The organism is Arthrobacter sp. K41 (assembly GCF_059089645.1).
Map to the genome: position 1 here is coordinate 1 of NZ_JBNHEW010000003.1, position 14,860 is coordinate 14,860.

General features: G+C 66.5%; 13 protein-coding genes. 2 read left to right on the forward strand and 11 right to left on the reverse strand.

The genetic code is table 11. From position 1 onward, the window contains the following. Nucleotides 1–431 precede the first annotated feature (431 nt). The 3 genes from tyrS to AC5RTE_RS07630 form a co-directional block, all read right to left on the reverse strand. Entirely contained in the window at nt 432–1,745 is a 1,314-nt protein-coding gene (tyrS, locus tag AC5RTE_RS07620; RefSeq protein ID WP_494040796.1) for a tyrosine--tRNA ligase, read from the reverse strand. An 88-nt stretch (nt 1,746–1,833) separates the two neighbouring features. Next, nucleotides 1,834–4,062 carry a HelD family protein gene (locus AC5RTE_RS07625; protein ID WP_494040797.1) on the reverse strand — a complete coding sequence of 743 codons (2,229 nt, stop codon included), beginning with the start codon at nt 4,060–4,062 and terminating at the stop codon, nt 1,834–1,836. A 67-nt stretch (nt 4,063–4,129) separates the two neighbouring features. Then, nucleotides 4,130–4,777, reverse strand: coding sequence for a DNA-3-methyladenine glycosylase (locus tag AC5RTE_RS07630; protein WP_494040798.1), 648 nt, complete (start codon nt 4,775–4,777; stop codon nt 4,130–4,132). A gap of 115 nt (nt 4,778–4,892) precedes the next feature. Between AC5RTE_RS07630 and AC5RTE_RS07635 the strand changes: the two genes are divergently transcribed. Both AC5RTE_RS07635 and AC5RTE_RS07640 read left to right on the forward strand, forming a co-directional pair. Further along, nucleotides 4,893–6,452, forward strand: coding sequence for a DNA-3-methyladenine glycosylase 2 family protein (locus tag AC5RTE_RS07635; protein ID WP_494040799.1), 1,560 nt, complete (start codon nt 4,893–4,895; stop codon nt 6,450–6,452). Beyond that, nucleotides 6,449–6,943 carry a methylated-DNA--[protein]-cysteine S-methyltransferase gene (locus AC5RTE_RS07640; RefSeq protein WP_494040800.1) on the forward strand — a complete coding sequence of 165 codons (495 nt, stop codon included), beginning with the start codon at nt 6,449–6,451 and terminating at the stop codon, nt 6,941–6,943. The genes AC5RTE_RS07635 and AC5RTE_RS07640 overlap by 4 nt, the downstream gene beginning before the upstream one ends. 24 nt (nt 6,944–6,967) lie before the next feature. Here AC5RTE_RS07640 and AC5RTE_RS07645 read toward each other — a convergent pair whose 3' ends face one another. The 8 genes from AC5RTE_RS07645 to argB form a co-directional block, all read right to left on the reverse strand. Then, complete coding sequence (locus AC5RTE_RS07645) at nt 6,968–7,729, reverse strand: maleylpyruvate isomerase family mycothiol-dependent enzyme (RefSeq protein WP_494040801.1); 762 nt, start codon at nt 7,727–7,729, stop codon at nt 6,968–6,970. Nucleotides 7,730–7,739: 10 nt separating this feature from the next. Beyond that, nucleotides 7,740–8,276, reverse strand: a complete 537-nt coding sequence (locus tag AC5RTE_RS07650; RefSeq protein ID WP_494040802.1) for a pyridoxine/pyridoxamine 5'-phosphate oxidase — start codon at nt 8,274–8,276, stop codon at nt 7,740–7,742. Nucleotides 8,277–8,420: 144 nt separating this feature from the next. Further along, nucleotides 8,421–9,848, reverse strand: coding sequence for an argininosuccinate lyase (argH, locus tag AC5RTE_RS07655; protein ID WP_494040803.1), 1,428 nt, complete (start codon nt 9,846–9,848; stop codon nt 8,421–8,423). Nucleotides 9,849–9,854: 6 nt separating this feature from the next. Beyond that, entirely contained in the window at nt 9,855–11,060 is a 1,206-nt protein-coding gene (locus AC5RTE_RS07660) for an argininosuccinate synthase (protein ID WP_494040804.1), read from the reverse strand. A 45-nt stretch (nt 11,061–11,105) separates the two neighbouring features. Continuing rightward, entirely contained in the window at nt 11,106–11,636 is a 531-nt protein-coding gene (locus tag AC5RTE_RS07665; protein WP_494040805.1) for an arginine repressor, read from the reverse strand. After that, on the reverse strand, nt 11,636–12,646 hold the full coding sequence (argF, locus tag AC5RTE_RS07670; protein WP_494040806.1) for an ornithine carbamoyltransferase: 1,011 nt from the start codon (nt 12,644–12,646) through the stop codon (nt 11,636–11,638). Before argF ends, AC5RTE_RS07665 begins: the two co-directional genes overlap by 1 nt. Next, a complete protein-coding gene (locus AC5RTE_RS07675; protein WP_494040807.1) occupies nt 12,643–13,896 on the reverse strand; it encodes an acetylornithine transaminase in 1,254 nt (417 codons plus the stop codon). Before AC5RTE_RS07675 ends, argF begins: the two co-directional genes overlap by 4 nt. Further along, the gene (argB, locus tag AC5RTE_RS07680; RefSeq protein ID WP_494041326.1) at nt 13,893–14,846 is read right to left on the reverse strand and encodes an acetylglutamate kinase; all 954 of its coding nucleotides are present in this window, start codon (nt 14,844–14,846) and stop codon (nt 13,893–13,895) included. Before argB ends, AC5RTE_RS07675 begins: the two co-directional genes overlap by 4 nt. Nucleotides 14,847–14,860 lie beyond the last annotated feature (14 nt).

Below are 14,860 nucleotides of genomic sequence, written 5' to 3' on the forward strand. Positions count from 1 at the left end.
ACCCACAGGGGCGGACAGCCCGGTCAATTCAACCAATCAAAAAACAATCGGTATCAACAAACTTGGCACACTATTGAGTTCTCAAACAACAGACACATTCGAATACTCCCGAACCAATCCACCTAGTGAATTTCTAATTCGTATTTCTTCGCTGCGATGTTTCAATACTATTTCATTCATTTTCACTTTGCAAATCCGGTTGTTTACCCGGAATTCACTCAATGGAAAAGAATGCGCCCAGCATAAAATGGAGCATTTCTTCGGGCCAGCGCTTCCGCACATGGTGAAGTTGCTTCACTTTTTGTTGGGGGTCGGTCGCTATTTTTCCGCTTCAGCGGCGGCGACTGGAAAAACATTACACGCTCCCCCGCGGCCGTGCAAATCGGCTGCGGAGGAGCGTGCAGGGGCTCTGAAGCGGGTCCGGAACGAGGCTAGGGAACCAGCACTTCAACCGTTGCCAGGTTCTTCTTGCCCCGGCGCAGGAGCAGGTACTGCCCGTGCAGCAGTTCGGTCTCCGAAATCACCGCTTCCGGATCTGACACCTTTTCGTTGTTGACGTAGGCGCCGCCTTCACCCACAGTGCGACGGGCAGCGGATTTGCTTTCCGACAGCCCGGAGGCCACCAGCAGGTCGACTATTCCCAGGGCGTCCACCTGGACCACGGCCGAAGGAAGTTCGGAGGTGGCTGCCTGGAGCGTGGGCTTGTCCAAAGCCGACAGATCGCCGTTTCCGAAGAGCGCCGCAGAGGCTGCAATCACCTTCTCGGTGGCTTCCACTCCGTGGACGAGGGAGGTCACTTCGAAGGCAAGCTTCCGCTGGCCTTCACGGGCGAACGGGCGCTCGGCAACTGCCGTGGCAATTTCCTCGATTTCAGCACGGGTCAGGAACGTGAACACCTTCAGCCGGTCCACCACGTCAGCATCGGCAGTGTTGAGCCAGAACTGGTAAAAGGCGTACGGGCTGCACATGCCGGCATCGAGCCAAATGGCGTTGCCCTCGCTCTTCCCGAACTTGGTCCCGTCCGAATTGGTGATCAGCGGTGTACCCAGGGCATGGACGCTTTTGCCCTCCACCTTCCGGATCAGTTCGGTTCCGCTGGTGAGGTTGCCCCATTGGTCGGAGCCGCCGGTCTGCAGCATGCAGCCGTAGTCACGGTACAGCTGGAGGTAGTCCATACCCTGCAGGATCTGGTAGCTGAACTCGGTGTAGCTGATGCCCTCGTCGGAATTCAGCCGCGACGCGACGGCGTCCTTGCGCAGCATGGTGCCCACGCGGAAGTGCTTGCCCACCTCCCGCAGGAAATCGATCGCGCTCAGCGGCGCCGTCCAGTCCAGGTTGTTGACCATCCGTGCCGCGTTGTCACCATCGAAGCTGAGGAACCTGCGGACCTGCGCCTGGAGGTATCCCACCCACTCCGCGACAGTGTCCTTGGTGTTCAGGGTGCGCTCGGCTGTAGGGCGGGGATCGCCAATCATGCCGGTGGAACCGCCCACCAGCCCGAGGGGCCTGTGGCCGGCCAGCTGCAGCCGCCGCATCACGAGCAGCTGGACCAGATTGCCCAGGTGGAGGCTCGGAGCAGTGGGATCGAAGCCGCAATAGTACGTGACCGGTCCGCCGGCGAGGAGCTTTTCCAGCTCTGCTTCGTCGGTGGAGACGTGGACCAGGCCACGCCACTTCAGTTCCTGCCAGACGTTGGCAAAAGTGGGGTCGTTGTGTTGCGATTCGAGGCTGTTGAGTTCTGACACGCCTTCTAAGTTAGCAGTATTACCGGGCGCAGGCGGTGAGTGAACGGCGCCTGCGCCCGCACCGGAAAGGACAACCCCCAACCGGCGCTCAGCGCTCGATTCCCGCAGGAACCGGCCCGGCAGCAATCAGGCGCAGCCGCTGCGTTGCGCGGGTCATGGCCACGTACAGGTCCCCCACCTTGCCGTGCTCATGGTTCAGCATCATGCCGGGCTCCAGTACCACCACGCCGTCGAACTCCAGCCCCTTGGCCTCACGGGGGCTGATGACCACAATGTCCTGCTCGTACCCCCCTGCGCCGGTCCCGATGCGGCGGCCGTACACGGCGCGCAGGGCGGCCATGGCCTCGGGCAAAAGGTGACCGTCAGCGATGACGGCCAGCAGGCCGCCGTCGAGCGCTTCCAGTTCCTCCGGCAGGACTTCCACCAGACGGCTGACCACTTGGCCCTCGTCCACTTCGTCAATAACGGGCGACCAGCGTCCTTCCCGGACTGCCTTGGGTGCGGAGACGACAAGTCCCGCGGCATTGGCCATCCGGACCGCTGCCTCAGCAATCTGGGACGGTGTGCGGTAGTTGACGGTCAGCTCCTCCAGCTGCCAGCGGTCACCGAACATTGGGGCCAGGGCGCCCTGCCATGAGTTGGCGCCGGCAACGGAACTCGTCTGCGCGATGTCTCCAACAATGGTGAACGACTTCAGGGGGCAACGGCGGACCAGCAGCCGCCACTGCATGGGTGACAGCTCCTGCGCCTCGTCCACCACGATGTGGCCGAAGGCCCACGTGCGGTCGCTCGTGGCGCGCTCGGCAGCCGTCAGCCGCGCTTCCTGTTCCTGGTTTTGCTCGGCCAGCTCCTCGGCGGACATCAACGGGTCCACCCCTGCCGCCTCCATGTTGACCAGGGTCTGCTTGGCGTTGGCAAGGTCGCGGGCGCGGTCGTGCTCCTGCTGCGCCAGTCCACGCCCGGCCGCCGGGTCCAGCTCGCCCAGCAGCTCGGCGGCCTCGTCCAGCAGGGGAACGTCCGATTCGGTCCACGGGGCATCCGCGGGGCGCTGCAGCAGAGCCCGTTCGGCGGCCGAAAAGCCCGGGGTGCAGAATTCGAGAATGGCGGGCTTACTGAACAGCTCCGAGATCAGCTTTTCGGGCGTCATGGGCATCCAGCAGAGGTTGAGGGCGATCCGAACGTCACGCGCAGTGCGGACATCCTCCGCCAGGTAGGACCGGTCCGCGTTGTTGCCGATGTTGGCGGCTTCCACGAGCTCGGTCATCTGCTCGGTCAGTTCGCGGAGCAGGATCTTGACGAACGTCACCCGTGCTTCATTGTGCGGCTTGCCGGTGGAACGGGCGCGTTCGCGGGCGCGACGCACCTGGCGCGGTGTCAGCACGAGCTTTCGGCCGTCCACTTCCAGGATCCGGTCCTCGGCGGGGATCCGCTGGCGGTTGGCGACGGCGTTGGCCACCACTGTGGCCATGTCGAGGCGGCCTTTGATGGCCGCCACGTCGGCGTGCGGTTCCGGGACAGCGTTGATGCCCGGCATCAGGCGGCCGACACTGGCCATAACGACGCCGGTCTCACCGAGGGAGGGCAGCACCCTTTCGATGTACTTCATGAACGACGACGACGGGCCCACCAGCAGGACGCCCGCCGACTTGAGGCGGTCGCGGTGGGTGTACAGCAGGTAGGCGGCGCGGTGCAGTGCCACGGCGGTCTTGCCGGTACCCGGTCCGCCCTGTACCACCACGGCGCCGGAGATGGAGGACCGGATGATGCGGTCCTGTTCGGACTGGATGGTGCTGACGATGTCCGACATCCGGCCGGTGCGCCTGGAGTTCAGGGCGGCGAGCAGGGCGCCTTCGCCCTGCAGGGATTCGTCGTCGGCCAGCATGTCAGCGTCGAGCACATCGTCCTCGATGGCTTTGACCTCGCGGCCCTGCAGGATCAGGTGCCGGCGGCGGCGGACGCCCTGCCGGTCGAAGGCGGTGGCCTGGTAGAAGTGGCCGGCTTCGGGCGCGCGCCAGTCAACCATGAGCCGCTGCAGGTCCTCGGTGGTGAGGCCGATGCGGCCGATGTACTGCGCTTCCCCGGAGTCCAGGTCCAAACGCCCGAAGACCAGCCGGTCGTCAACGGCATCCAGCTGCGCCAGGCGGTCCTCGTACAGAGCGGCGAAAGCGTCACGCTCGGAAACGTTCTGCATGGTTCCCACGGCCCCTGCCCGCCGGACCTGCGCGAGCTGCCTGCGCTTTTCCTCGCGCAACTCCTCCAGCCGGGCGTACAGCCCGGCAACATAGTCCCGTTCGTGGGCCAAATCGGCGTCAAGCATTTAACGTTCCCCTATCGCAAAAGACAGACCTACTATTCTACAACCATTTCCGTTAACGCTTGCGAAACTATGGCGTTCTTGGCTTGGCCGCCTTGTACTTCGAGACCGTGGGATCGCCGGTGACCCAGAACCGCCAGGCGTACTGCCCGGATCCGCCGACGCCGGACACTCCCACTCTGGGGCCCGAGCTGACCTGCGCGACCGGCCGTTCCGGGAGCACCAGCCCGAAGGGCGGCACCAAGGCGTCACGGCCGCTGTACGCGGTTGTCAGGCCCAGAGCTTTGGCGAGCCGGGCGGGGCCGCTTGCGAGGTCAGCGGGATTTTTCGAGGTAGGCCGGCGGTGCCGTGCCAGCTCGAGCCCCTCCACGATTTCTCCGGCGCGCAGCAGCAGTGCCGAGGCGACGCCGGCCGGACCGCACACGATGTTCGTGCAGTGGTGCATGCCGTAGGTGAAGTAAACGTACAGGTGTCCCGCCGGGCCAAACATCGGCGCGTTCCGGGGGGTGGGCCCGCGGAAGGTGTGCGAGCCCGGATCCGGGTGCAGGGAATCCTCCGGGCCTAGGTAGGCCTCCACTTCGGTAAGCCGGACGGAGACCCGGCCCTCCCGGGAATCATGGGTTAGGATCGCGCCCAGCAGCGCGGGCGCGAGTTCCCGGGCATCGCCGGACAGGAATTCCCTCAGCGGTTCCCGCGCCGGCGGGGGACTTGTGTTCATGGCCAGACTCTATCCAAAGACCGTAAAAGGAGCGTCCCCGCGACGCCCTGGCGGGGTTGACGGCGATGTCCGATTTCCGCTAGCCCCGCCCCGGCGCTGCTGGCAGGATGGAGTGGTGGACTTCTGGCAGCGCTACCGGGCAATAGATGCCCGGGACACCCGGTTCGACGGGCAGTTCTATACCGCCGTCCGGACTACCGGCATCTACTGCCGCCCGTCGTGTCCGGCCAGGACCCCGAAGGCGGCGAACGTCACCTTCTATGAGACATCAGCCGCAGCGCACGACGCCGGCTACCGGGCCTGCAAGCGCTGCCTCCCCGAGGCGGTTCCGGGAACGCCGGCCTGGAACGTGCGGCAGGACATTGCAGGGCGCGCCATGCGGCTGATCAACGACGGCGTGGTGAACAGGGACGGCGTCGACGGCCTGGCCGCGCGCCTTGGCTATTCCTCCCGCCAACTGAACCGCATCCTCAGCCAGGAACTGGGCGCCGGTCCCCTTTCGCTCGCGCGTGCCGGCCGGGCCCAGACGGCGCGCGCCCTGCTGGTTTCCACATCGATGAAGCTGGCGGATGTAGCGTTCGCGGCAGGCTTCAGCAGCGTGCGCCAGTTCAACGAAACCATGGCGGAAGTCTTCGACATGACCCCCACCGCTCTCCGCGCCGCCAGGCATCCAAGGACCACTGCCGGCTCTACCGCGCTGACCCTAAGCCTTCCGTACCGGGAGCCTTTCGACCCCGGCGTCTTCTCCTTTCTCGCAGTGCGCACCCTCCCGGGGATAGAAGCAGGAACGGCAACGTCCTACGCCCGGACTTTGCGGCTTCCCCATGGGGATGCGCGCTTTAAGACCGAGTACGACGCCGGCGCTCCCGGCCGGCCGCTGACCCTCACCATCGGCGCGGTGGACCTCCGGGACCTGCCGGCATTGCTGAGCCGGGTCAGGCGACTGTTCGACCTCGATGCCGATCCGGTCGCCATCGACAGTGCCCTCGCCGAAGACAGGAGGCTCGCGTCCGCTGTTGCCGGCACCCCCGGAATCCGGATGCCCGGGGCCCTGGATCCTGCCGAAATGCTGATTAGGGCGATGATCGGCCAGCAGGTTACCGTGGCTGCGGCGCGGACCGCCCTTACCCGGCTGGCCGCCGTCGGAAGTTCAAGCCGCAACCCCGGCGAGGGCCTTGACCGGATGTTTCCCACCCCAGGTGAGATAGCCGCCGACGGCTGGGCCCTCCTTCGCGGACCGCGGAAACGCATCGACGCCCTCCGTGCAGCAGCTTCCGCCTTGGCGGAGGGTTCGCTCGACTTCGGCTATGGCGACGACCCCGCAAGCCTGAACGCGAAGTTGCTTCCCTTGGCCGGTGTGGGACCCTGGACGGCGGGCTACCTTGCGATGCGTGTCCTCGGCGCGCCGGATGTGTTCCTGGCCAACGACGCGGCCGTGCGGAACGGGATCAGGGCCCTGGAGCGAGGGGCAGATCCCTCGTTGGGTGCTCGGGACGGAAGAACCTTCAGCCCGGATTTCCGCGAAGTGAGCCCTTGGCGCTCCTACGCAACCATGCACCTGTGGCGGGCAGCCGCCCTCCCCGAAGCAGCCCATCACGCGGCCGCTCCGCCCCAGGGTGCACCGGCTGTCCTCGGCAGTGCAGGCAGCAGAACAGCAGAGAAAGTGAACCGATGAAGGCCCAGTTGTTGCAGATGTCCACTCCGGACGGCCCGTTCAGCATCCTCGCCCGCGACGGAGTGGTCCTCTCGAGCGGCTGGACGGACAAGCCCGGTGATCTGACCGGACAGATCCACCCGTCGCTGCGGCCCGCCACGCTGGAACTGGTCAGCGAACTCGGTGAAATCTCGGCCGCCGTCGAAGCCTTTTACGCCGGCGACCCGGCACCGGCGATGAACGTTCCCGTGCGGCAGTTGTCCGGACCGTTCCGGGTGCATGCCTGGGACGTGTTGCGGCTGGTGCGGCCGGGCTCGCCCGTGACGTACACCGAGTACGCCGGGCTGGCCGGCAATCCAATGGCCGTCCGGGCAGCGGCCAGCGCCTGCGCCTTCAACGCCGCAGCCCTGTTCGTCCCGTGCCATCGCGTTATCCGGACTGACGGCTCCCTGGGCGGCTTCCGTTGGGGGCTGCCCATCAAACAGAGCCTGCTGGCGCGCGAAGCCGCCTGACTGCGGTTAGACGCGTGGAAACCGCTAGTTCGCGGTGGGTGTCCCTGCGGGCCACGGCAGGAGGGCCGGCAGGTCCACGCCGTCGGCCGCGGCGGAGGCCCGCAGGCTGCCCAGGGTAGGTTCACGCCCTGCCAGCCAGGCAGCGATGTCCGTGATCATGCCGCCGACCACGATGGACCTGTTGCCGCTGCCGATGCTGACCGGCGGGAGGCCCAGGGGTTGAAGCACCAGTTTGTCGTCGGGCGGGACCCTGGCCGCCAGGAAGTCGAACAGGTGGCCGCAGAACTCCCTGCTCCAGGTTTCCGGTCCCCTGCCCGTGCGCAGGTCAGAGTTGTGTATGACGAGTTCCCGCCACAGTGCCAGGCCGCCGTCGAGGACAACTCCCCCGCGGTAGCTGATGGGTGCGTACCAGCCGGTGTGGTTGGCAGATGAATCCTTGATGCCGGGCAGCGCATCGAACCTCTTGATTGCCCGTTCCATGGCTGCTGTCAGGTCGGACAGGTGGGCTGCGGCGTCGTGGCCGGCAGCCATGTCGATCGCCCTGTTCCTGCCTGCCATACCGCCGTCGTAAAGCTCGATCGTCTCCTCGCGGGCGGCGTACTCAAGCTGGCGGGCCATGGCGTTGCAGATTCCGGTCAGGTGCGCCAGGACATGGCCGCGGGTCCAGCCTGGCAGGGCCGACGGCGCCCGCACGTCCTCGTCATTGAGCCTGGCAACATCGGAGGAAAGGCCTGCAGCGGCTTTATGGAGTCCGGCGAGGAGGACCTCGGGTGCGGGAGCTGTCATGGCGCTCATCCTAGCCGGGAAGAACCCCGTCCGGGCCAAACCGGTGCCGGATGTGGGAGCCGCTGTGGCTCGCCTGCCAAAACTCGATCTCCTTCGGCCTGATGGCGTACAACTGCCAGTCGGGGTTGGTGCTGCCGTCTGCCCGCGGCCGCTCCGCCCAGTCCCGCGCCGACGCCCCGGCCGACAGCTCCCCGACGGGACCCGCCACCTGGACCTGCCTGCCCAGTGATGGCCAGTAGAAGTTCAGGGCGGCGCGCGGGTTGGCGGTGAGCTCCCTGCCCTTACGCGAGGTGCGGGACGTGGCGAAGTGCCAGCCGTCGTCGTCAATGTTCTTCAGGATCAGCATCCTCGACGACGGCTGCCCGCTGCCGTCCACCGTGGCGAGGCTGCACGCATGGGGCTGGCGCTCCCCCGCCGCCAGGGCCTCGTCCAGCCATTGGCGGAAGAGTTCTGCGGGATCCGAAGGCGCGGTCTCCGGATCAAAGCCTGGCAGGTCAGCCGGGAAGTCGGGAAGCGCGCGGAGTTGCCTGCGGAAGGAGTCACTCATGGCGTCATGATAGCGGGGAGCTTCGGGCGATAAAACGAACGCTCTCCCACTTAAGGCATGAAAATCGGCAACGCTCTCTCACTTTCTTGAGGATAGTGAGAGAGCGCTGACCGAAAAGCGGCATTAAGTGAGAGAGCGTGCCGGTTAGCCCGCGTACTCCCGCACGCCCGCCAGCTCGGCTTCCAGTGCGGCCAGCTGGCGTTCGACGGCGGCCGGCGCGGTTCCGCCCTGGGAGTTGCGGCTGTTGAGGGAACCCTCAGTGGAGAGGACCGTGCGGACCTCCGGCGTGAGGTGCCCGGAGATGGCGGCGTATTCCTGGTCCGTCAGGTCCCACAGCTCCACGCCGCGGGATTCCGCCTGCTTGACGGCCGCGCCGGAGAGTTCATGCGCCTCCCGGAACGGCACGCCCTGGCGCACCAGCCATTCGGCGATGTCCGTGGCCAGCGCGAAGCCCTGCGGTGCCAGCGACTCCATCCGTTCGGTGTTGAACGTCAGGGTGGCGATCATGCCGGAGACGGCCGGAAGCAGCAGCTCCAGGGTGTCGGCGGCGTCGAACACCGGTTCCTTGTCCTCCTGCAGGTCGCGGTTGTACGCCAGCGGCAGGCCCTTCAGCGTGGCCAGCAGACCGGTCAGGTTGCCGATCAGGCGCCCTGCCTTGCCGCGGGCCAGCTCCGCCACGTCCGGGTTCTTCTTCTGCGGCATGATGGACGAGCCCGTGGAGTAGGAATCGTGCAGCGTGACGAAGGAGAACTCCTTGGTGGCCCAGAGGATGACTTCCTCCGACACCCGCGAGAGATCCACACCGATCATGGAACACACCCAGGCGAACTCGGCGAAGACATCGCGGGACGCGGTGCCGTCAATCGAGTTGTGCGACGCGGAGAAGAAGCCCAGGTCCGCGGCAACGGCTTCCGGGTCCAGCCCCAGGGAGGAGCCGGCGAGGGCACCCGAACCGTACGGCGAAACGCCTGCCCGCTTGTCCCAGTCCTGGAGCCGCTGCACATCGCGCAGCAACGCCCAGGCATGGGCCAGCAGGTGGTGGCTGAGCAGCACCGGCTGGGCGTGCTGCAAGTGGGTGCGGCCCGGCATGGCCACGCCGTGGTGGGCCTTGGCCTGCCCTACCAGGGCATCCACTGTGTCCAGCACGCCGCGGGCGATGATGCGGGCGTGGTCGCGCAGGAACATCCGCCCCAACGTGGCCACCTGGTCGTTGCGGGACCGGCCGGCGCGAAGCTTTCCGCCCAGCTGCGGTCCGGCGCGCTCGATCAGGCCGCGTTCAAGCGAGCCGTGCACGTCCTCGTCGGATTCGGCCGGCACGTAGGCGCCGGATGCGACGTCCCCGTCCAGCTGGGTGAGGGCATCAAGCATGCCCTCCAGCTCGACGTCGTCCAGCAGCCCGGCCTTGTGCAGCACACGCGCGTGGGCCTTCGAGCCGGCGATGTCGTAGCGGGCCAGCCGCCAATCGAAGTGCGTGGACTTGCTCAGCGCCGCCAGGGCATCGGCAGGGCCGCCGGCGAACCGGCCGCCCCACAGTGCGCCTGCGTTGGTCGCCTCAACCTTGGGCTCAGCCATCGAGTCTTACTTTCCCGCGACGCGGATGTCGCGGCCAGAGGCGACCTTGGCGGACATGCCCCACAGTTCGATGAAGCCGCGGGCCATGGACTGGTCGAACGTGTCGCCGGTGTCGTAGGTGGCCAGGTTGAAGTCGTAGAGCGAGGTGTCGGAGCGGCGGCCGTTGACGATGGCCTGGCCGCCGTGCAGGGTCATGCGGATGTCGCCGGACACGTACTTCTGGGTGTCCTCGATGAAGGCGTCGAGGGAGCGCTTGAGCGGGGAGAACCACTGTCCGTCGTACACCAGCTCTGACCAGCGCTGGCCAACGGTGGCCTTGAAGCGGGCCTGCTCGCGCTCAACAGTGATGTCTTCGAGGTGCTTGTGGGCGGTGATCAGGGCCATGGCACCGGGCGCCTCGTAGATTTCACGGGACTTGATGCCCACCAGGCGGTCTTCGACGACGTCAATCCGGCCCACGCCCTGCGCGCCGGCACGGCGGTTGAGCTCCTTGATGGCCTGCAGCGGGGTGACCTTCACGCCGTCGATCGCTACCGGAACGCCGGCTTCGAAGGAGATGATGACCTCATCCGGTGCCGGCGGGAACTCCGGGGTGGCGGTGTAGTCGTAGATGTCCTTGGTGGGGGCGTTCCAGATGTCCTCGAGGTAGCCCGTCTCCACCGCGCGTCCCCAGACGTTCTGGTCAATGGAGTACGGGTTCTTCTTGGTGGTTTCGATCGGCAGGCCCTTTTCCTCGGCGAAGGCGATGGCCTTGTCGCGGGTGAGGGCGAGGTCGCGGACGGGGGCGATGCACTTCAGGTCCGGGCCGAGGGTCTGGATGCCGACCTCGAAGCGGACCTGGTCGTTGCCCTTGCCGGTGCAGCCGTGAGCGACGGTGGTGGCACCGAATTCGCGGGCGGCCTTCACCAGGTGCTTGACGATGACCGGACGGGAGATGGCGGACACCAGCGGGTAGTGGCCCTGGTAGAGGCCGTTGGCCTTCAGCGTGGGCATGCAGTACTCGTTGGCGAATTCGTCGGAGGCGTCGGCCACGTAGGCTTCGACGGCGCCGCAGCCCAGGGCACGCTGGCGGATGGTCTCCAGGGACTCGCCGCCCTGTCCGACGTCGACGGCCACGGCGATGACCTCGGCACCGGTGGCTTCACCGATCCAGCCGATGGCTACTGATGTGTCCAGGCCGCCGGAGTAGGCCAGCACGATGCGTTCAGTCACTTCAAATGCTCCTTGTAATTGGGGGTGTAGATGTTGTCTTCAAGCTTATTGCCCGGCTTCTTCAGCCAGTTGCAGGAATCTGGCAGCGAGGTCCTGCCCGCCCTGCGGGTCCCGGGAGACCAGCAGCACAGTGTCATCCCCGGCGATGGTCCCCAGGATGGAGGGCATCACCGAGTGGTCAATGGCCAACGCCAGGAAGTTGGCTGCGCCGGGCGGGGTGCGGAGGACTGCGATGTTGGCCGACGCTTCCGCGGTGACCAGGAGTTCGCTGCACAGCCGCGCCAGCCGCGCGTCCAGGATTTCCTGGCTCACTCCGCTCTTGGCCGCCCGCTCGCCGCCTTCGCCGGGGACGGCGTACACCAGCACGCCCTCCCTGCCCCGTACCCTGACTGCGCCGAGTTCCACGAGGTCCCTGGACAGCGTCGCCTGGGTGACCTGCACGCCGTCGTCCGCCAGCAATGCTGCCAGCTCGGCCTGGGAACGCACCGATTCACCGGTCAGGATGGCGGTGATGCGAGCCTGGCGGGCTGTTTTAGTGGCGGGGCTGGAGCCCGGCGATGCCGGCTGGGCGGACACTAGAACGTGCTCTCCCCGCTGCCTTCGACCGGAGACAGGCCTTCAACGAATGCCAAACCCGACTGGTGCATCAGCCAGGCCATCAGGGCCTTCTGGGCGTGCAGCCGGTTTTCGGCCTCGTCCCAGACGATGGACTGCGGCCCGTCGATCACGCCCGCCGAAATTTCGTAGCCGCGGTAGGCGGGCAGGCAGTGAAGCACGACGGCGTCTTCCGCCGCGTGCGCCATCGCTGCCTCGTCTACGGAGTACTCGCGGAAAAGCTGCAGCCGGGCCTCCTTCTCGGCTTCCTGGCCCATGGAAACCCATGTGTCTGTTGCCACGACGTCGGCACCCTTCAACGCGGCCGCGGCATCAGTCGTGACCAGCACCGAACCGCCAGTTTCTGCTGCGCGTTCCTCGGCTTCAGCCACAATGTCCGCTGCGGGCAGGTAGCCCTCAGGACCGGCAATGCGTACGTGCATGCCCGCGGTGACGCCTGCCAGCAGGTAGGAGTTGGCCATGTTGTTGGCGGCGTCCCCCAGGTAACTCATGGTGAGGCCCTTGAGTTCGCCCTTGTGCTCCCTGACGGCCAGCAGGTCCGCGAGCAACTGGCACGGGTGGTAGTCGTCGCACAAAGCGTTAATGACGGGGACCTTGGAGTTCCCGGCCATCGCCACGAGGCCGGCATGCGGGCCGGTGCGCCAGACGATGGTGGACACCATGCGTTCGAGGACCTTGGCGGTGTCCTCCACGGATTCCTTGTGCCCGATCTGCGCTTCGCCCGGATTGATGATGAGGGCGTTGCCGCCCATGTCGGCGATGCCGGTGGCGAAGGAGACGCGGGTCCTGGTGGAGGTCTTATCGAAGATGACGGCCACGGTTTTGCGGCCATTGCCGCCGGCGGCGAAGGGCTGGACGCTGTACGGCTCCGCTTTCATGCGGACGGCGAGGTCCAGGACCTCGGCCTGTTCTGCAGGGCTGAGGTCTGTGTCCTTGAGGAAGTGCCGGGTGGCGCGGGTGGCTGACGTCACTGGGTGTCCTTAGCTGCTTGGAGGATGGCCGGGAAGGCGGCGAGGAAGGAGTCCGCCTGGGCGATGGTGAGGACCAGCGGCGGCGCCAGTCGGATGGTGCGGGGCCCCGGGCTGTTGACGATGAAGCCTGCGTCCAGGCCCGCCTGGACCACTGCCGGGGCGACGTCGGCGTCCAGGTCGAAACCGATAAGCAGGCCTTCTCCCCGGACGTCCGTGACGCCGGGAATGGCCTCCACCGCGGAGCGCAGGTGCTCCCCAACCTTTTCCACATTCGCCAGCACGTCCTGGCTTTCGATCGCGTGCAAGGTGGCGAGGGCCGCTGCGGTGGCCACCGGGTTGCCGCCAAACGTGGTGCCGTGCTGGCCTGCGGTCAGCAACGACGACGTCTGCTCACCGAACGTGACCAGGGCACCGATTGGGAACCCGCCGCCCAGGCCCTTTGCCAGGGTGACGGCGTCCGGCTCTATGCCGGCGTCCTCGCTGGCAAGCCACTTGCCGGTGCGGCCGATGCCGGTCTGCACTTCGTCCAGGATCAGCAGCGCGCCCGCTTTGGTAGTCAGCTCCCGGGCTGCCCGGAGATACCCGGCCGGCAGGGGGCGGACGCCGGCTTCACCCTGGATGGGCTCGAGGAACACTGCTGCCACGGTATTGTCCACTGCGGCTTCAAGGGCCGTGATGTCGCCGAACGGAAGGTGCACCACACCGCCGGGCAGGGGTTCGAACGGTGCCCGGTACGCTTCTTTGGCCGTCAGGGCCAGTGCGCCCATGGTGCGGCCATGGAAGGCACCTTCGAGGGCGATGATTTTGGTTCTGGGCGCATCTTTGGAGCCGGCGTTGCGGCGGGCCAGCTTGAAGGCGGCCTCGTTGGCTTCCGTTCCGGAGTTGGTGAAAAACACCTTGGAACCGGAAGGCGCGTTGGTGAGGGCCAGGAGCTTCTCAGCCAGCGCAATCTGGGTGGGGCTCGTGAAGAAGTTGGATACGTGGCCCAAAGTGGCAAGCTGGCTGGAGATGACCGACGTAACGAACGGGTTGGCGTGGCCCAGCGCGTTGACGGCGATGCCGCCGAGCAGGTCAAGGTACTCCTTGCCGTCCGCGTCCCAGACCAGGCAGCCGGCACCGCGGACCAGGACCCGCTGAGGAGTGCCGAACACGCCCATCAAGGAGGTGGAGTACCGGGCCAGCCACTCGGACCCGGCGTGGCCTGCAGTCTCAACGAGCTCCGCCACCGGGGTTTGCTGGGTTTCGTTCATGCGTTTACTTCCTCGTCCGGAACAACCTGGGTGCCGATGCCCGCCGTCGTGAAGGTTTCCAGCAGCATGGAGTGGGCGAGGCGCCCGTCCACGATGTGGGCACGTTCCACCCCGCCGTCGATCGCTTTAAGGCAGGCTTCCATCTTCGGGATCATGCCCGACTCAAGCGCGGGCAGGAGCTCCCGCAGATCCGATGCTTTCAGGGAGGAGATCAGCGAGGACTTGTCGGGCCAGTTGGCGTAAAGGCCCTCGACGTCGGTGAGGATCACCAGTTTGGAGGCACCCAGGGCCTCGGCCAGGGCGGCCGCGGCGGTGTCCGCGTTGACGTTGAGCACCTGTCCGGTGGTCTGGACCCGGCCGTCGGCAGGCAGCCCGTCGCCCTCAATCTCCGGAGCGACGGTTGAGATCACCGGAATCCGGCCGGCAGCGAGGATGTCCAGGACGCCTTCGGGGTTTACTCCCACCACTTCGCCCACGAGGCCCAGATCGACTTCTTCGCCGTCCACCACAGTGCCGGTGCGGACCGCCCGCAGCAGGCCGCCGTCTTCACCGGACATGCCCACCGCGTAGGGGCCGTGGGAGTTGATGAGCCCCACGAGCTCGCGTCCCACCTGGCCGGTGAGGACCATCCGCACCACGTCCATGGCTTCCGGAGTGGTGACGCGCAGTCCGCCTTTGAACTCGGACTCGATACCCAGCCGGGCAAGCATGGAGTTGATCTGCGGTCCGCCGCCGTGGACCACCACGGGGTGGACACCCACGTGGTGCAGGAAAACGATGTCCTCTGCGAAGGCACGGCGCAGCTCATCGTTGACCATGGCGTTGCCGCCGTACTTGATCACCATGGTGGTGCCGGCAAAACGCTGGATCCAAGGCAGCGCCTCGATCAGCGTGCCGGCCTTGCTTTGGGCGTCAAGCATGGTGGTGTTCTCGCGGGTACGGGTGTTCATGGGCAGGATCTCCA